This is a genomic window from Neomegalonema sp. (assembly GCF_028688855.1).
Lineage (GTDB): Bacteria > Pseudomonadota > Alphaproteobacteria > Rhodobacterales > Rhodobacteraceae > Neomegalonema.
Map to the genome: position 1 here is coordinate 16,429 of NZ_JAQTXI010000010.1, position 16,094 is coordinate 32,522.

Below are 16,094 nucleotides of genomic sequence, written 5' to 3' on the forward strand. Positions count from 1 at the left end.
CGCGGAAGCTTCTGCGGCCCGTCTTGGCGTCTCTGGCGGTCCTCGGCCTTCTGGCCTGGAGCGTCCGGGCTCTGGGCGCCGCGCCGGGCGGACGCAACCTCGCCTTCGCGCTGGGGATCGGGACGATTCTCGGAATCGTGCTGCAACGCGCGCGCTTCTGCTTCTATTGCCACGCCCGCGATCATGTCGAAGGCGGAGATCCGCGCGGGCTTCTGGCCATCCTGCTCGCCATGGCGGTGGGGATTCTCGGGATGCTGCTGGTGATCAGCGGCTGGCTGCCCGATCCGCAGGGGGGGCGTCTGCCGCCGGAAGCCCATATCGGTCCGGTGAGCTGGGCTCTGGTCGCGGCGGGACTCGCCTTCGGCCTCGGGATGGTGGTCTCCGGCTCCTGCATCAGCGCCCATTGGTATCGGCTCGGGGAGGGCTCGCCGACTTCGCCTTTCGCCCTGATCGGCGCGGCGGGCGGATTCCTGCTCGGCTTCAACACGTGGAATCCGCTCTATTCCGCGACCATCGCGGAATCCCGGGTTCTCTGGCTGCCGCAGAAGCTCGGCTATGTCGGGGCGATTCTGGCGCAGCTGGCGCTGATCCTCCTCATCGCGGCGCTGATCTGGAGGCCCCGCAAGGAGGCGCCTCCGCCTCCGGCGCGGAGTCTCGGCGAGGCGGCGCGGCGGCTGATCGAAGGGCGCTGGCCCGCCTGGGTCGGCGGGCTGATCGTCGGGGCCATAGCCGCCGTGGTGATCCTTCGTCTGCGGCCTCTGGGCGTGACGGCGGCCCTCGGCAGCGGGGCGCGGGGCCTCGGAGACGCCTGGGGCTGGATCCCCGAGCGCCTCGACGGGCTGGACGGCTTCGCCGGCTGCGTCACCGTGATCACGGAGGCGCTCTGGCGCACGCCCAACGCCCTGCTCGTGGCGGGGATCGTCGGCGGCGCCTTCGCGGCGGCTCTGGCGAGCGGGCAATTCGCGCCGAAGCTCCCGACGGGAACGCAGGTCTTTCGCGGCCTGACGGGCGGCCTTCTGCTCGGCTGGGGCGCCATGACCGGACTCGGCTGCACCATCGGCAACACCCTTTCGGGCGTGATGGCCGGAGCGGTCTCGGGCTGGGTCTTCACCTTCGCGATGGTCTTCGCGATCTGGGCGGGCTTGAGGCTCGGGCTCGGGACGGGCGGCCGGAGGCGCGCCTCCGCCTGACCCTGCGAAAATGAACGGAGCCTGCGCGAGATTCGTCAGGCTCTGTTCGAAAATGCGCCTTGGTTTGCGCTCCGGTTCGTCGTCTAAAGAAGAAAAGACGCGATGGAGGAGCGCCCATGATCGACTTCACCCTGAGCGAGGAGCAGGCCGCCATCCGCGAGATGGCCGAAGCCTTCGCCCTCGCGGAGATCGCCCCCAAGGCCCTCGAATGGGACGCGGAGAAGCATTTCCCCCTCGACGTGCTGGCGGCGGCGGGCGAACTGGGCCTCGGCGCGATCTACACCCGCGACGACGTGGGCGGCACCGGCCTCGGCCGCATGGAGGCCGCGCTGATCTTCGAGGCTCTGGCCAAGGGTTGCCCGACCCTCGCGGCCTACATCTCGATCCACAACATGTCCTGCTGGATGATCGACGCCTATGGCTCCGAGGCCCAGCGCGCCGCATGGTGCCCGAGGCTCGCGACCATGCAGGATCTCGCGAGCTACTGCCTCACCGAGCCCGGCGCCGGATCCGACGCGGCGGCGCTCTCGACGAAGGCCGTCCGCGAGGGCGACGACTATGTGCTGACCGGGCAGAAGCAGTTCATCTCGGGCGCGGGATCGGCGGCGGTCTACGTCGTCATGGCCCGCACCGGAGAGCAGGGGCCGAAAGGGATCAGCGCCTTCATCGTGCCCGGCGACGCCCCCGGCCTGAGCTTCGGCGCCAACGAGAAGAAGATGGGCTGGAACGCCCAGCCCACCCGAACCGTGAATTTCGACAAGGTCCGCATTCCCGCCGAAAATCTGCTCGGTCAGGAGGGGCGGGGCTTCAACATCGCCATGGCGGGGCTCAACGGCGGACGGATCAACATCGCGGCCTGTTCGCTCGGCGGAGCGCAAAGGGCGCTGGATCTGACCATCCCCTATCTGCGCGACCGCAAGGCCTTCGGCGGGCCCCTGCTGGATCTGCCGACCATCCGTTTCGATCTGGCCGACATGGCGACCCAGGTCGAGGCCTCGCGCATGATGCTCTGGCGCGCGGCCACGGCGCTCGACGCCAAAACGCCCGACGCGCCCAAGCTCTGCGCCATGGCCAAGCGCTTCATCACCGATTCCTGTTTCGAGGTGGTGGATTCCGCGCTCCAGATGCATGGCGGCTACGGCTATCTTTCGGAATATGGAATTGAAAAGATCCTGCGCGACCTGAGGGTGCATCGCATCCTCGAAGGCGCCAATGAAATCATGCGTCTGGTCGTCTCGCGGGCGCTCGTCGAAGAACAGCAGTAAGGGGGGAAGGACATGGCGAAGATCGCCTTCGTGGGTCTGGGGAACATGGGCGCGCCCATGGCCGCCAATCTGGTCAAGGCCGGACATCGGGTCATCGGCTTCGACGCGACCGAAGCCGCGCGTCAGGCGGCGGTCACACGGGGCCTGACGGTCGCGGGGACTCTCGCCGAGGCCCTGCGCGAGGCCGAAGCCGTGGTCACCATGCTGCCCAACGGCGCCATCGTGCGCAAGGTCTGGGCGGAGATCGCGCAGAATCTCGGCGTGGGGACGGTGGCCATCGACAGCTCCACCATCGACGTGGACAGCGCCGTGGCCGTGCATGAGCTGCTCGCGGCGCGCGGCGCCCTGACGCTGGACGCGCCGGTCTCGGGCGGCGTCGGCGGCGCCGAGGCCGGGACGCTCACCTTCATGGTCGGCGGCTCGGAGGCGGCTCTGGAGAAGGGCCGCGCCATCCTCGAACCCATGGCCGGACGCATCGTGCCTTGCGGCGGCGCGGGGGCGGGACAAGCGGCGAAGATCTGCAACAACATGGCGCTCGGCATCTCGATGATCGCCGCCTGCGAGGCCTTCGCGCTCGGCGAGAAGCTCGGGCTGACCCATCAGGCGCTCTTCGACGTGCTGTCGACCTCCTCGGGGCAATCCTGGTCGGTGAACAGCTATTGTCCGGTGCCGGGCCCGGTGCCAAACTCGCCCGCCAATCGCGATTACAAGCCCGGATTCGCCGCGGCGCTGATGCTCAAGGATCTGAAGCTCGCGCAGGAGGCCGCTCTGGCGCGCGGAGTCCAGACGCCGCTCGGCGCCGAGGCCGCCCAGCTCTACGGCATCTTCGAGAAGCTCGGCCATGGCGGTCAGGATTTCTCGGGGATCATCAATTTCCTGCGGGGGAAGCTCTGAACCATGGCCTATGAGACCTTGCTCGTCGAGCGCATCGACCGCGTGACGCTGATCACGCTGAATCGTCCCAAGGCGCTGAACGCGCTGAATCTGCAGGTCGCCACCGAACTGGTGGCCGCCGCGACCGAAGCCGAAAGAGATCCCGGCGTGGGCTGCCTCGTGCTGACCGGCTCGGAGAAGGCCTTCGCCGCCGGCGCCGACATCAAGGAGATGCAGGCGCAGAGCTACGCCGACATGCACCTCGCCGACTGGTTCTCCATCTGGGAGGAGTTCACGCGGCTGCGCAAACCCTGCGTGGCGGCGGTGGCGGGCTATGCGCTGGGCGGCGGTTGCGAAGTCGCGATGATGTGCGATTTCATCATCGCCGCCGAAAACGCGAAATTCGGTCAGCCGGAGATCAAGCTCGGGGTGATCCCCGGCATGGGCGGCAGCCAGCGCCTGACGCGCCTGATCGGCCAGGCCAAGGCGATGGACATGTGCCTCACGGGCCGCATGATGGACGCTCAGGAGGCCGAACGCTCGGGCCTTGCGGCGCGGGTCGTGCCGACGGAGAAGCTCCGCGAGGAGGCCCTCGCCGCCGCGAAGGCCATCGCCGAGATGCCGCTGACCGCCGCGCTCGCCGCCAAGGACGCCGTGCGCCGGGCTCAGGAGCTGACGCTCGCGGAGGGCGTGCGCTACGAACGCCGGATCTTCCACGCGCTCTTCGCCACCGCCGACCAGAAGGAGGGCATGGCCGCCTTCGTCGAGAAGCGCCCGGCGAAGTTCACCCATCGCTGAAGCGTTTTCCAGCGAAGCCGCCTGGGCTTCGCGTCGTGAAAACGCGATCACAAGAACCCGGAGCGTCTGGACGATCCCGGAGATCGGAAAACGCTCTGGAAGATCAGGGGAGGGGCTTCGGCCCCTCCTTTGTTTCGCGCTCAGACTTCCGGCGCGGCCTGAGGCTGAAAGCGCGGGAGATTCTCCTCCACCCATTCCGCCAGCAGCCGCAGCTTCTCCGCCGCCTCATGGCCGAGAGGCGTCAGCGCATATTCCACGCGCGGCGGAACCTCCGGCCATGAACGCCGGGTGAGCAGGCCGTCCGCCTCCAGTTCGCGCAGGGTCTGGGCGAGCATCCTTTCGCTGACCCCCTGAAGCTTGCGCCGCAAGTCGCTGTAGCGGCGCGGACCCTCCAGCAGAGCCCGGAGCGTCAGCAGGCCCCAGCGGCTGCTCAGATGCTTGAGAACCTGACGCGAAGAGCAGGCGGCGGCGAACAGATCGCCTCTGTCCTCGGCGGGGGTTCGGGTGATCGGGGAGTCCATCCTCAAAACTTCCTGAAATGTGCGTGCTTCCGGAAAGGAAGCTGCTAATTTATATAAAGTTCCAGACAGCGCGGAGCAACCCGCCTCACAGGAGCCTCTCATGAACGCCTCCCCCCAGACGACCCCCAGGACGACCATCGCCGTCACCGGCGCCTCCGGCCAGCTCGGCCGCCTGATCCTGCAAGACCTGCGCAAGGCCGCCCCTGAAGCCGAGATCGTCGGCCTGCTGCGCGATCCCGGCAAGGCCCTCGACCTCGCTGCGCAGGGCGTCGTCCTGCGCAAGGCCGATTACGAAGACCCCGCCAGCCTGAACGCGGCTCTGCGCGGCGTGGACCGCCTGGCGCTGGTCTCCTCCAACGAGATCGGCAAGCGCTTCGCCCAGCATGCGAACGTCATCGCGGCGGCCAAGGCGGCGGGCGTGCGTCTGGTGGTCTACACCAGCCTTCTGCATGCGCCGGTCTCCGGCCTGAGCCTCGCGCCGGAGCATATCCAGACCGAAGAGGCGCTGAAGGCCTCGGGCCTGCCCCATGTGATCCTGCGCAACGGCTGGTACACCGAGAATTACTCCGACGCGATCCGTCAGGCGTCGCAAACCGGCGAATTCGCCGGCGCGGCGGACGAAGGCCGCATCGCTTCGGCCTCGCGGGCGGATTTCGCGCTGGCGGCGGCTCAGGCTCTGCTCGGCGCGGCCAGGCCGGGCGAGACGCTCGAACTCGCCGGAGACCGCGCCTGGACGCTCGGCGATCTCGCGGTGGAGATCGCCCGCGTCAGGGGCGGCCCCGTGGTCTACAAGAATCTGCCCGTGCCCCAGTACGCCGCCCTGCTGAAGGCCTTCGGCCTGCCCGAGGCCGTGGCCGACATGCTCGCGGGCTGGGAAGGCGAGATCGCGAAAGGCGCGCTTGACGACAAGGGCGACGCCCTGCGCCGTCTGACCGGCCGCCCCTCGACCTCGCTGGCCCAGACGGTGGAAGAACTGCTCAAGGTCTGATCAGAGCCTGTTGCGAGGCCCGTTCACGAAGCCCATGAACTCCGCGCGGAGCGCCGCATCCGCGCGGAAGTCTCCGCGCAGCTGGGTGGTGATCATGCCCACGCCATGTTTGCGCACGCCGCGGGTGGTCATGCAGTGATGCTCCGCCTCGACGGCCACGGCCACGCCGCGCGGCTTGAGGACCTCTTCAAGGCAATCGGCGATCTGGGCGGTGAGCTTCTCCTGCACCTGAAGCCGCTTCGAGAAGGCTTCCACCACCCGCGCCAGCTTGGAGATGCCGACCACCCTGCCGCCCGAAGGCAGATAGGCCACATGGGCCCTGCCCACGATGGGCGCCAGGTGATGTTCGCAGAGGCTTTCGAAGCGGATGTCGCGCAGGAGGACGATCTCGCCGTAATCCTCGACCTCGCCGAAGCTGCGTTCGAGATGCTGCGCCGGATCCTCGCCATAGCCCCCGCACCATTCCAGATAGGCTTTCGCCACCCGGGCCGGAGTCTCGCGCAGACCTTCGCGGCCGGGATCCTCGCCGACCCAGCGCAGCAAGGTGCGCACGGCCTCTTCGGCCTCCTCCCGGGAGGGGCGGGCTTGCAGATCGGGTTTGGGATTCATGGCGGAGGGCTCTCCGAAAGATCAGGGGGTCGCAAGCGCCCTTGTAACTCCGGAACGGCGGCGGGCAAACCGATTCAGAGGACGCCTGCGGAGGGTTTCCATCTTGCGCGCCGGGTCGTCCGGCCCGCATGATGGGAGCTCTCGATCCGCTGACGGGGCCGCCTTCATGCACATGCTGCTCGTGATCTTCGCCGGACTTCTGCTGCTGAGCGTCTTCGGGCTCTTCGGCTGGCTCTGGGGCCATGACCTCGCGGGAGTCGCCAGGGGGGCGCGGCTCTTCATGCCGGTCTGGGTTCTGGTCGCGCTGGTCAACATGTGGGTGGGCGTGACCAGGGCGGGCTACAGCGTCGCGCAGGAGGCCCCCATCCTGCTGATCGTGGCGGGGGCGCCGCTCGTCGCCGCCGCTCTGGCGGTCTGGAAGCTGGCCTAGAGCGTCTCAGGGCGCGGGGGCCGTGGCCGCGATGAGGTGGCGGATCGCCGCCTGAGCCTCGGAGGAATGCCAGTCGGCGTCTCCGGTCAGGCGCGCGACCTCGCGGCCTTCGCGGTCGAGCAGCACCGTCACCGGCAGGGCCAGAACCGCGAACTCCTTCGCCAGGGTCGAGCGCGGATCCAGATAGAGCGGCAGATCCTTCAGGCCGATCTCCTCGTAGAAGGCGCGCGACTTCTCGGCGCCGCCGCGATCCACGCTGAGGGGCGCCACGTGGAAATCCGGGCCGCCGAGGTCGCGCTGAAGCGCGTCGAGGGCGGGCATCTCGGCGCGGCAGGGCGTGCACCAGGTCGCCCAGAAGTTCAGCAGCGTCACGCGGCCCCGGAAGGCGGTCAGATCCATCGGCGCGCCGGATTCCGAAGCGAAGCCCTTCTCCCAGAAGGGCCGCGTCTCGGGATGGACGATCAGACGCGCCATGGGCCCCCTGGCGAGGCCGCGCAGCTCTTCGCGGGCCGCCTCGTCGAGGCCGCGCCAGCGCGCCGGAAGGACGGGCGTCGGGGCGGAGGAGACCGCGGCTGCGGGACTGGCTGCGGTCTGGGCGGCGGGCGTCGCGCGCTCCTCGCAGCCTGCGAGCAGCAGCGCCCCCAGAGCCAGAACGCCGAAAGGCTTCGCGCCGCCCCAGGCTCCGATGGATCCGATCATGGTGAAAACTCCCTGCCTTCCGCCGTCCGGCCTGATATAGACGCCGGAGTCTGACCTCCCAAGCGCCGGAACGCCGCATCATGACCGCAGATTCCTCGAATTCCTCCACAGCCTCCGCCGCGCCGCAAGCCTCCGCTCAGGTCTCGAACGAGATGTGGGGCGGGCGTTTCGCCGAGCGTCCCGACGCCGTGATGGAGGCCATCAACGCCTCCATCGACGTCGACAAACGCATGGCGGAACAGGATGTTGCGGGGTCGAAGGCCCATGCGCGCATGCTGGCCGCCCAGGGCGTGATCTCCGCCGCCGACGCCGAGGCTCTGGTCTCCGGGCTGGATCAGGTGATCACGGAGATCAGATCCGGAGCCTTTCCCTTCTCGCGCGCTCTTGAAGACATCCACATGAACGTCGAGGCGCGGCTGAAGGAGATCGTCGGCGAACCGGCGGGGCGTCTGCATACGGCGCGTTCGCGCAACGATCAGGTGGCGGTGGACTTCCGCCTCTGGGTCCGCGACGAGATCGACCGCACCGACCGCGCTCTGGCCGATCTGCAGCGCGCCTTTCTGGCTCAGGCCGAGGCCGGGGCGGATCTGGTCATGCCGGGCTTCACCCATCTGCAGAGCGCCCAGCCCGTGACCTGGGGCCATCACATGATGGCCTATGTCGAGATGATCGCCCGCGACAGGGGCCGCTTCCGCGACGCCCGCGCGCGGCTCAACGAATCGCCTCTGGGGGCGGCGGCCCTGGCGGGCACGAGCTTCCCCATCGACCGCCACGCCACGGCCTCGGCGCTGGGCTTCGACCGCCCGACGGCCAATTCGCTGGATTCGGTCTCGGATCGCGATTTCGCCCTGGAGTTCCTCGCGGCGGCCTCGATCTGCGCCATGCATCTGAGCCGCCTGGCGGAGGAGATCGTCATCTGGTCTTCGGCGCAATTCCGCTTCGTGCGCCTCAGCGACAAGTTCTCGACCGGCAGCAGCATCATGCCGCAGAAGCGCAATCCGGACGCCGCCGAACTGGTCCGCGCCAAGACGGGCCGCGTGACCGGCGCCTTCGTCGGGCTCTCGACGGTGATGAAGGGCCTCGCGCTGACCTATTCCAAGGACATGCAGGAGGACAAGGAGCAGACCTTCCTCGCCGCCGACGCTCTGGATCTCGCCATCGGCGCGACGCTCGGCATGGTCCGCGACATGCAGCCCAACGCCGAGGTTCTGCGCAAGGCGGCGGGGGCGGGCTACGCCACGGCCACCGATCTGGCGGACTGGCTGGTGCGGCGGCTGGGTCTGCCTTTCCGCTCGGCGCATCACGTGACGGGGACTCTGGTCAAGGCCGCCGAGGCGAAGGGAATCGGGCTGGAGGAGCTCTCCCTCGACGAGATGCGGGCCGTCGAGCCGCGCATCGAGGCCGAGGTCTACGAAGTCCTCGGCGTCGAGAATTCGATCCGCTCGCGCGTCTCCTACGGCGGCACGGCGCCCGATCAGGTCCGGGCCCAGATCGCCCGCTGGACAGGGCTGCTCGCATGAGGGCGGCGGTTCTCGCGCTCATGACGGCGCTGGCTCTGGCGGGCTGCGGCCGCAAGGGGCCTCTGGTGCGTCAGGGGCCGCCGCCTCCGGCCTCGGCGGTCGAGCCGATCAGGCCCACCGTGGTCGATCCCGAGCGCCGCGAAGACTGGGCGGTGGAGGAGGATCTCCAGATCGGCGGCTGAACGCGCAAGGCCGGAGCGGCGTCGACCGCTCCGGCCTTTCGAAGGAGGCGCCTTCCGCCTTCCGCCGCGCGGCGGAAGGCCGAGCGGCGATCAGGCCTCGGCCTTGCTGCGGTGACGGCCGAGGCCGATGCGCTTGGCCAGCTCCTGACGCTTCTGGGCGTAGTTCGGGGCGACCATCGGGTAATCGGCGGGCAGACCCCAGCGCGCGCGATAGTCGTCGGGCGACATGTTGTAGGCGGTCTTGAGATGCCGCTTGAGCATCTTCAGCTTCTTGCCGTCTTCGAGGCAGATGATGTAGTCCGGCGTGACCGATTTCTTGATCGGCACGACGGGTTTCAGCTCCTCCTGGATCTCCTCGACGACGACGACGCTCTCTTCGCCGAGATTCGCCAGCGTATGGAAGACGCTCTGGATCAGGGCAGGAAGATCCGCGACGGGCACGGAATTGTTGGCGACGTGAGCGGCGACGATCTCCGCGGTGAGCTCCAGAGTTTCGGAGCGGCTCAAGGCGGCTTCGGTCATGTATGCACCCAAATGAATCGTGATTCAAAAACGAAAAACGAATGACTGTCGCGCAGATGCGCGCGTCTGCATCCCCAGATTTCAAGGATGAATATTTCTGACAGAATTTCTTCTTGCGAACAAGCTGCAAAATCCGTCGTTCATCAGGAATTCCTGCTCTGGAGAACACGAAAAGTCCTGAATCAGGCGAAGCCCTGTAGATCCAGCAGAAATATCCTGGCGTCGATTCGCCCGTCGGGGCGCTGGAAATACGCCTTTCGACGTGCGATTTCTTGAAAGCCCAGAGATTGATAAAGTCCTGATGCGGAAATATTGTCCGTCGCGACTTCCAAACGCAGGAGTTGCGCCCCTTCCGCGCGCAGATCCGCGCCGCCCAGAGTCAGCAATCCGCGCGCCGCGCCTTGGCGGCGGGCTTCGGGGGCCGTCGCCAGAGTGAGGATCTCCGCTTCGTCCAGCACGAGGTCGCAGAGCAGGAAGGCGCAAGGCTCGCCCTCTGCGTCGCGGGAGACCCAGAGGCGGGCGCTCGGACGGGCGCAGAGCCCCAGAAGCTCCGCGGCGCTCCAGCCGCGCGCGCCCTCCTCGGCGAAGGCCGCCGCGTGGATCTCGGCCAGAGCCGCCGCAAGCTCCGCGTCGAGCGCGGGGACGCGCTCAGGCCGCATCGGCGGGCGGCTTGGCGTCGGGCGGGCGCAGATAGAGCGGCGAGGGCGGGGCGCTCTCTCCGGCGGCGGCGCGGCGCAGGGCGATCCGCGCCAGAGCCTCGGGCCGCACGAGGTCGAAGGCTTCGGGCAGGCGGCGGGCGCGGAGGGCGGCCTCGGGCGCAGCCGCCAGCCAGAGCGCGGCGCCGGAGCCGGTCAGGGCGAAGTCTCCACCCGGCGCGGCCTGAGGGGCCTGCGTCAGCGGGATTTCCCGGGCCTCCTCCAGAGGCGCGCCCGCGCGGAAGGCTTGCAGATACAGCGCGTCCCTTCTGGCGTCGAGCGCGACGAGCAGCGGCCCGGACTCTCCGGCGCCTTCGGCCAGAGCCTCCAGCACCGAGATTCCCACGGCCCGCGCCCCCGTCGCCAGAGCCAGCCCCCGCGCGAAGGCGGGGCCGATCCGCGCCCCGACGAAGCTGCCGGGTCCGGTGGTGGTCGCGATCAGCGCGAGATCCTGCGGCTTGCGGCCCGTCTCGGCGAAGAGCTCGGCCACGAGCGGCGCGAGGCCTTCCCCGGCGCGGTCCTCATCCAGACGGCGCAAGGCGAGCGGCGCTTCTCCTTCGAAAAGCGCCGCCGAGACTCCGGAGGAGGCCGCATCCAGGACGAGGATCAGGCTCAAATCGGCCGGACCTCCAGCACGTCGGGGATGTAATGCCGGAGCAGGTTCTCGATGCCCATCTTCAGCGTCATGGTCGAGGAGGGGCAGCCCGCGCAGGAGCCCTTCATGTGCAGATAGACCACGCCCTTCTCGAAGCCGTGGAAGGTGATGTCTCCGCCGTCCTGAGCCACCGCCGGACGCACCCGGCTGTCGAGCAGCTCCTTGATCTGGGCGATGGTCCCGGAATCGGGGCCGTCTTCGGCGCCTTCCCGATGGCCGTCGGTCGCGCCCTCGCGCAGGATCGGCGCGCCCGAGGTGAAATGGTCCATGATCGCCCCGAGAACGGCGGGCTTCACGTGGACCCATTCGAGGTCGTCGCTCTTGGCGACGGTGATGAAGTCCGCGCCGAAGAAGGCGGCGGTCACGCCCTCGATCTCGAAGAGCCGCTCGGCCAGAGGCGAGCGCCGCGCCGAAGCGGCGTCGGGGAAGTCGGCGGAGCCCTCCGGCAGGACTTCGCGGCCCGGCAGGAACTTCAGCGTGGCCGGATTGGGCGTGGATTCGGTCTGGATGAACATTGGGGGATCTCCCGACGCCGCGCGGCGACGAAGCGTTACTTTGGAACAATTCCAGTTCAAGATAAGCTTCCGGGGGCGGAAAGCAAGGCGGGTCAGGCCCTGCGTCGCAGCGCCGCCTTCACCTCGGCGAGAGAGCCCGCCCCCAGAGCCATGAGCGACAGGCCATAAGCCGCCATCGCGCCCAGCACGATCCCCGCCAGCCCGAGATACCGCAGCGAAGAGCCCTCCAGCTCCGGCATGAGCGCCCGATCCGCCCCCCAGGCCAGAGCCGCCATGATCAGCGCCGCCAGAAGGAAGAGGGGCCCGCGCTTCCTCAGCCTGGCGTCGATCACGCGGGCGGGGTCATGGGCCGCCCCTCGCCAGAGCATCCAGAGATTCGCCCAGGCCGCGACCGAAGTCGCCAGAGGAATCGCGCGCCAGTCCCAGAGCCAGACGCCGCCCAGAGACAGGATCGTGTTCACCGCCATGCCCCGCAGCGCATAGCGCAGGGGAGTCTTCGAATCCTCGCGGGCGTAATAGATGGGGGCCACCGCCTTGAGCAGCACGAAGGCGGGCACGCCCAGAGCGTAGAGCGCCACCGCCTGAGCCGTCGCCAGAGTGTCGGCGGGGCCGAAGCCGCCGCGCTCGAACATCACCGAGATCAGCGTCCCCGGAATCGCCAGCAGGGCCGTCGCGGCAGGCAGAGCCCCCAGAAGGCCGAACTCCATGGCGCGGTTGAGGGCCTCTTGCGCGCCTCTGGCGTCTTCGGCGGCGGCGCGTCGGGAGAGCTCGGGCAGAAGCGCCGCGCCGATGGCCGCTCCCACCAGTCCGAGCGGCAGCTGATAGAGCCGGTCGGCGGAGGAGAGCCAGGAGACCGCGCCGGCGAAGAAGCTGGCGATGGTCGTGCCGATGACGATGTTGGTCTGCATGGCGCCGCCCGAGATCGCCGCAGGCAGGGCGAAACGCGCCATGCCCTTCATCTCGGGCGTCAGGCGCGGACGCCGCAGGCCGAGGCTCATCCCCAGCTTCCGCGCCGCCCGCCAGACGATCCAGAGCTGTCCGAATCCGGCCAGAAGCGAGGAGATCGCCAGAGATTGCGCCATGGGCCAGTCGAAGCGCGCCGCCAGCACCATCCCGAGGATCATGAAGACGTTGAGCAGGATCGGCGCCGCCGCCGTGATCGCGAAGCGCCCCAGAGCGTTGAGCATCGCCGAATAGAGCGCCGTCAGCGAGATCAGCGCCAGATAGGGGAACATGATCCGCGCCAGCAGGATGGCGAGGTCGCGCTTGTCGGGATCCTCGCCGAAGCCCGCCGCGATCACATAGACCAGAACCGGCATGAAGATCAGCGCGATCAGCGTCACCCCGACCAGAACCGAGCCCAGCAGCGCCTGAGCCTGGGATCCGAAATCGCGGGCCTTTTCGGGGCCCTCGCGCTCCAGAGCCTTGGCGAACATCGGCATGAAGGCCGTGGTGAAGGCGCCTTCCGCGAAGATCCGCCGGAACATGTTCGGCAGCCGGAAGGCCGCGAAGAAGGCGTCCGAGGCGGGGCCCGCGCCCAGATAGCGCGCGATCATCACGTCGCGCGCGAGGCCCGCCACGCGGCTCAGCAGGGTGACGCCGCCGAAGGCGGCCATGGCTCTTCCGAGACTCAAAGGGGAGGCTCCCGCGCAAACCGCCGCACAAAGCGTTTTCCAGCGCAGCCGACAAGGCCGCGCGTCGCGAAAACGCGACAGAATCAAGACCCGGAGCGGTTTCCGAATCCGGCGGGATCGGAAGCTGCTCCGGGCTGGCGCATGGGCTTACAGCGGAAAGCCTCGAAAAGCCACTGGGCGGAGGAATGGGCGGCGGCGGCTCTCCCGTCGGGGATCCGGCTATTGAATCCGGATCGCCCGCAGGATCTCCGCCGCCGGGCGGCCCCGGAAGATCACGCCCTGATGCTCGCCGAGATCCGCCCGCGCGCCTTCGGGCCCGTCGCGCAGGGCCTGACGCAGGATCGCCGCGCCCTGGGCGGTCAGGATGAGCAGATCATGCGAGGGATCGAAATCCCAGACCACCGTGAAGCCCCAGACTCCGTCATGGCCGAGCCAGAGCCGATCCGCCCCCAGTCCGAGCGAAACCGCGTTCACGCCGCCGTCGATGCGGATCGAGTCGTCGCCGCGTCCGCCCGCGATGAGGTTGTAGCCGCCGCCGCCCGAAATTTCGTCGTCGCCGTCCCAGCCGACGAGGATCTCGTTGCCGGGGCCGCCCCGGATGCGGTCTCCGGCCTCGCCGCCGATGAAGAGGCGGTTCTCGGAATCGCCCTGGAAGCTCTCCGGAGCCCTCCCGCGTCCCGAGGCCGAGGCGTGGCGCGACATCGCCAGGGTCGAGCCGTCGGGGAAGACCGGGACCAGCGTCCACATGGGATATTGCGCGGCGCCGTTGCCGTTCTTCGGGTCGAGCAGGGCGGGGATGGTCTCCTTCGCCAGCCAGGCGTAGGCCTCGGCGAGGTTGGGGTCGAAGAAGGCCGAGACTCCCGCCGCATAGCCCGAACGCGCCTGAGAGGCGTAATCCCATCCCTTGTCATGGCCGCCCGCCTGATGCTGCGGATCGGCCTCGAAGGCGGGCTTCTCGCCCATGAGGTTGGCCGCCGCGATCTGGCGCCAGGTCGGGATCGGCGCGCCCGAGTCGTCGCGGGTGCGGTATTGATAGACCGTCGACCAGCGCGGATTGAAGTCCGTCCGCAGGAAGCGGTTGAGGAAATAGGGCCGGATCCGCCGCCAGACCGGCGCCGCCTCGGCGGAGAAGCCCATGCGGCCCGCCTGGGCGAGGGTGGTCAGGAAGTAGTCCTGCTGCCAGTTCGAGACCAGGCCTTCGGCGTTGGCGCCCTGGATCCAGCCCGAGGTCTCGTGGGAGGCCGGGCCGCCGAGCGCGTCGTCCTCGCCATAGGCCCGCGCATACCAGGCGAAGCGCTGGCCGAGCTTGCGCGCGAGGGAGGCCTTGCCCGGGTCGTCGTCGGGCAGGATGAAGGCGGCGTTGGCGTGGGCGCGATTGGCCCAGGCCTGGCCGCGCACCTCCTCGTTGCGGAGATTCCCCTCCGCGTCGCCGCGATAGCGCGGATTGTAGCGCAGCAGCGCATAGGCCGCCTGAGCCTTCAGGTCGTCGAGATAGACGCGGTCTCCGGTCAGCAGATAGGGGACGTAGCTCGGATCGGGCTGATGGGCGTTGTCGAGCCGCCAGCCCTCGACGTTGGCTTCGAGGGGGCCATGGCCGTTCTCGGCGAGGGTGGCGCGGCCGTCGAACCAGAGCTTCGGCCAGGCGTCGAGGGTGGGGGGCTCGCCGGTGGCCGGGTCGCGCAGACGCCACGGAATGGAGCCCGCCGCCTCGGCGTTCGCCAGCATCATGCGGCGGGTCTCGGCGCTCTGGAGCCGCAGATGGGCGAGGATCCAGTAGGGGACCGGGCCGATGTCGGCGCGTCCGCCGGTGTTGGGCATGGCCTTCGAGATGGTCCCCGGCCCGAGAGGCTCGAAATCGCCGCGCGCCTGAGCCTCGGCGAAGGGGCGGGCCTGCTCCTCGAAGAAGCGCGGGCTGACCACGAGTTCGGGATCATAGGCCGGAACCGCGCCCGCCGCGATGAGGTAGGGGTAGTCGATCACGGCGCGTCCCGGCTCGGGGGCCGCGCCCGCCCAGACCACCTTGCGCCAGCGCGAGAAGCGGCGATGGGCGAAGGCCTCGGCCTGATGGACCGTCTGTCCGCCGAGCAGGATCCGCAAGCCGTAGACCGGATCGAGGGGCGGCTGGGGGCCCTCGCCGAGGGGCGCGCGGTCGGCGGAGAAGCCCACCGAGAGCCGCGCCGCGCCGTCGGCCTGGGCCCGCAGGTCGAGGATCACGGTCAGGCCGTTCGCCAGGGTCTCGGTCGCGCGGATCTCCTGAGCCAGGGGGCCGTCGAGCCAGGGCTTCGCGCCCGAAGCCAGAGCCGCGCGGATCATGCGGGCGGCCTCCAGCCGGACGGGAGCCCCGCCCCGAGGCGCGAGCTCCACGGTCAGATCGAGCCCGCGCTCCAGAAGCCCCGTCAGGGAGGCCGCCCCCTGAGCGGGCTGCGGCGGCTCGGCGGGGCCGCGCGAGAGCAGGATCTCCGCTGCGCGGCCGCCCGGCGCGGCGAAGCTCAGGACCGCATGGCGCACGGAGCCGTCCGCCCAGCGCGCCTTGACGTCGGCTTGCAGAGGAATCGGGCGCCCGCCGGAAGTCGCGCGCAGACCCGAGCCCTGCGGCCAGTCGCCCCGGCGGAAGGCCTGTCCGATGGTCAGCACCGCGCCTTCGCGGCCGGAGAGCTCGACCAGCTTCAGCCCGACGATCCCCCCTTCCTCCCGGGGCCTCGGGACGGCGGGCGCCAGAGGATCGACCGCCAGAGGCGCCGCCGTCGCCGGAGGGGCCGCCGTCGGGAGCGCCGCCCCCGCGAAGAGGACCAGAGCCAGGGCCGAAGCCAGAGCCGGAATCGGAGCGCGCGCTGCGGTCGTCATGGCGTCGTCGTCCTCACGAGGGCGCCGGGCCGGATGGAGCGTCCGGCGGCGCTTCTTCACAATCGTCAACCGGTTCTGCACCAAAAGCGGTTTCAATTGGGTGAGCGCCCAACGCCTTATGATGTAAGGTTTTTTCCGCGCTCCTTGGGGGAAT

At 69.2% G+C, this 16,094-nt stretch carries 17 protein-coding genes; 8 read left to right on the forward strand and 9 right to left on the reverse strand.

Going from position 1 to position 16,094, the window contains the following annotated elements; translation table 11 throughout:
* The first annotated feature begins 23 nt into the window (after positions 1-23).
* From PHN62_RS09125 to PHN62_RS09140, 4 genes are all read left to right on the forward strand, one after another.
* Entirely contained in the window at positions 24-1,190 is a 1,167-nt protein-coding gene (locus PHN62_RS09125; RefSeq protein ID WP_300149348.1) for a YeeE/YedE family protein, read from the forward strand.
* Positions 1,191-1,306: 116 nt separating this feature from the next.
* Positions 1,307-2,455, forward strand: a complete 1,149-nt coding sequence (locus PHN62_RS09130; RefSeq protein WP_300149350.1) for an acyl-CoA dehydrogenase family protein — start codon at positions 1,307-1,309, stop codon at positions 2,453-2,455.
* A gap of 12 nt (positions 2,456-2,467) precedes the next feature.
* The gene (mmsB, locus tag PHN62_RS09135; protein WP_300149352.1) at positions 2,468-3,349 is read left to right on the forward strand and encodes a 3-hydroxyisobutyrate dehydrogenase; all 882 of its coding nucleotides are present in this window, start codon (positions 2,468-2,470) and stop codon (positions 3,347-3,349) included.
* Positions 3,350-3,352: 3 nt separating this feature from the next.
* Positions 3,353-4,126, forward strand: coding sequence for an enoyl-CoA hydratase (locus PHN62_RS09140; RefSeq protein ID WP_300149354.1), 774 nt, complete (start codon positions 3,353-3,355; stop codon positions 4,124-4,126).
* A gap of 140 nt (positions 4,127-4,266) precedes the next feature.
* Here PHN62_RS09140 and PHN62_RS09145 read toward each other — a convergent pair whose 3' ends face one another.
* Entirely contained in the window at positions 4,267-4,647 is a 381-nt protein-coding gene (locus PHN62_RS09145; RefSeq protein WP_300149356.1) for a helix-turn-helix domain-containing protein, read from the reverse strand.
* A 100-nt stretch (positions 4,648-4,747) separates the two neighbouring features.
* Between PHN62_RS09145 and PHN62_RS09150 the strand changes: the two genes are divergently transcribed.
* Positions 4,748-5,635, forward strand: a complete 888-nt coding sequence (locus PHN62_RS09150; protein ID WP_300149357.1) for an SDR family oxidoreductase — start codon at positions 4,748-4,750, stop codon at positions 5,633-5,635.
* Here PHN62_RS09150 and folE read toward each other — a convergent pair whose 3' ends face one another.
* On the reverse strand, positions 5,636-6,244 hold the full coding sequence (folE, locus tag PHN62_RS09155; RefSeq protein ID WP_300149360.1) for a GTP cyclohydrolase I FolE: 609 nt from the start codon (positions 6,242-6,244) through the stop codon (positions 5,636-5,638).
* A 166-nt stretch (positions 6,245-6,410) separates the two neighbouring features.
* Here folE and PHN62_RS09160 point away from each other — a divergent pair, with 166 nt between their 5' ends.
* Positions 6,411-6,674 carry a hypothetical protein gene (locus tag PHN62_RS09160; RefSeq protein WP_300149363.1) on the forward strand — a complete coding sequence of 88 codons (264 nt, stop codon included), beginning with the start codon at positions 6,411-6,413 and terminating at the stop codon, positions 6,672-6,674.
* A 6-nt stretch (positions 6,675-6,680) separates the two neighbouring features.
* On the opposite strand, the gene PHN62_RS09165 is transcribed toward PHN62_RS09160, so the two are convergent.
* Entirely contained in the window at positions 6,681-7,373 is a 693-nt protein-coding gene (locus PHN62_RS09165) for a TlpA disulfide reductase family protein (protein WP_300149367.1), read from the reverse strand.
* Between the two features lie 80 nt (positions 7,374-7,453).
* Between PHN62_RS09165 and argH the strand changes: the two genes are divergently transcribed.
* The gene (gene argH / locus PHN62_RS09170; RefSeq protein WP_300149370.1) at positions 7,454-8,893 is read left to right on the forward strand and encodes an argininosuccinate lyase; all 1,440 of its coding nucleotides are present in this window, start codon (positions 7,454-7,456) and stop codon (positions 8,891-8,893) included.
* Entirely contained in the window at positions 8,890-9,075 is a 186-nt protein-coding gene (locus PHN62_RS09175; protein ID WP_300149373.1) for a lipoprotein, read from the forward strand. The genes argH and PHN62_RS09175 overlap by 4 nt, the downstream gene beginning before the upstream one ends.
* A 90-nt stretch (positions 9,076-9,165) precedes the next feature.
* Here the strand turns inward: PHN62_RS09175 and PHN62_RS09180 are convergent, their stop codons facing one another.
* The 6 genes from PHN62_RS09180 to PHN62_RS09205 form a co-directional block, all read right to left on the reverse strand.
* Positions 9,166-9,597: a MucR family transcriptional regulator gene (locus PHN62_RS09180; RefSeq protein ID WP_367187018.1), complete on the reverse strand. Its 432-nt coding sequence runs from the start codon at positions 9,595-9,597 to the stop codon at positions 9,166-9,168.
* A gap of 182 nt (positions 9,598-9,779) precedes the next feature.
* Positions 9,780-10,256 carry a GNAT family N-acetyltransferase gene (locus tag PHN62_RS09185; RefSeq protein ID WP_300149377.1) on the reverse strand — a complete coding sequence of 159 codons (477 nt, stop codon included), beginning with the start codon at positions 10,254-10,256 and terminating at the stop codon, positions 9,780-9,782.
* Complete coding sequence (tsaB, locus tag PHN62_RS09190; RefSeq protein WP_300149380.1) at positions 10,246-10,908, reverse strand: tRNA (adenosine(37)-N6)-threonylcarbamoyltransferase complex dimerization subunit type 1 TsaB; 663 nt, start codon at positions 10,906-10,908, stop codon at positions 10,246-10,248. Before tsaB ends, PHN62_RS09185 begins: the two co-directional genes overlap by 11 nt.
* Positions 10,905-11,462 carry a NifU family protein gene (locus PHN62_RS09195; RefSeq protein WP_300149383.1) on the reverse strand — a complete coding sequence of 186 codons (558 nt, stop codon included), beginning with the start codon at positions 11,460-11,462 and terminating at the stop codon, positions 10,905-10,907. Before PHN62_RS09195 ends, tsaB begins: the two co-directional genes overlap by 4 nt.
* 92 nt (positions 11,463-11,554) lie before the next feature.
* Positions 11,555-13,096, reverse strand: a complete 1,542-nt coding sequence (gene murJ, locus PHN62_RS09200; protein WP_300149386.1) for a murein biosynthesis integral membrane protein MurJ — start codon at positions 13,094-13,096, stop codon at positions 11,555-11,557.
* Between the two features lie 219 nt (positions 13,097-13,315).
* On the reverse strand, positions 13,316-15,940 hold the full coding sequence (locus tag PHN62_RS09205; protein WP_300149389.1) for a hypothetical protein: 2,625 nt from the start codon (positions 15,938-15,940) through the stop codon (positions 13,316-13,318).
* Positions 15,941-16,094 lie beyond the last annotated feature (154 nt).

Bases quoted from the DNA above. Each gene is read 5' to 3' on its own strand.
- PHN62_RS09130 (WP_300149350.1), top strand. From the start codon at position 1,307: ATGATCGACTTCACCCTGAGCGAGGAGCAGGCCGCCATCCGCGAGATG.
- mmsB (WP_300149352.1), top strand. From the start codon at position 2,468: ATGGCGAAGATCGCCTTCGTGGGTCTGGGGAACATGGGCGCGCCCATG.
- PHN62_RS09140 (WP_300149354.1), top strand. From the start codon at position 3,353: ATGGCCTATGAGACCTTGCTCGTCGAGCGCATCGACCGCGTGACGCTG.
- PHN62_RS09145 (WP_300149356.1), bottom strand. From the start codon at position 4,647: ATGGACTCCCCGATCACCCGAACCCCCGCCGAGGACAGAGGCGATCTG.
- PHN62_RS09150 (WP_300149357.1), top strand. From the start codon at position 4,748: ATGAACGCCTCCCCCCAGACGACCCCCAGGACGACCATCGCCGTCACC.
- folE (WP_300149360.1), bottom strand. From the start codon at position 6,244: ATGAATCCCAAACCCGATCTGCAAGCCCGCCCCTCCCGGGAGGAGGCC.
- PHN62_RS09160 (WP_300149363.1), top strand. From the start codon at position 6,411: ATGCACATGCTGCTCGTGATCTTCGCCGGACTTCTGCTGCTGAGCGTC.
- PHN62_RS09165 (WP_300149367.1), bottom strand. From the start codon at position 7,373: ATGATCGGATCCATCGGAGCCTGGGGCGGCGCGAAGCCTTTCGGCGTT.
- argH (WP_300149370.1), top strand. From the start codon at position 7,454: ATGACCGCAGATTCCTCGAATTCCTCCACAGCCTCCGCCGCGCCGCAA.
- PHN62_RS09175 (WP_300149373.1), top strand. From the start codon at position 8,890: ATGAGGGCGGCGGTTCTCGCGCTCATGACGGCGCTGGCTCTGGCGGGC.
- PHN62_RS09180 (WP_367187018.1), bottom strand. From the start codon at position 9,597: ATGACCGAAGCCGCCTTGAGCCGCTCCGAAACTCTGGAGCTCACCGCG.
- PHN62_RS09185 (WP_300149377.1), bottom strand. From the start codon at position 10,256: ATGCGGCCTGAGCGCGTCCCCGCGCTCGACGCGGAGCTTGCGGCGGCT.
- PHN62_RS09195 (WP_300149383.1), bottom strand. From the start codon at position 11,462: ATGTTCATCCAGACCGAATCCACGCCCAATCCGGCCACGCTGAAGTTC.
- PHN62_RS09205 (WP_300149389.1), bottom strand. From the start codon at position 15,940: ATGACGACCGCAGCGCGCGCTCCGATTCCGGCTCTGGCTTCGGCCCTG.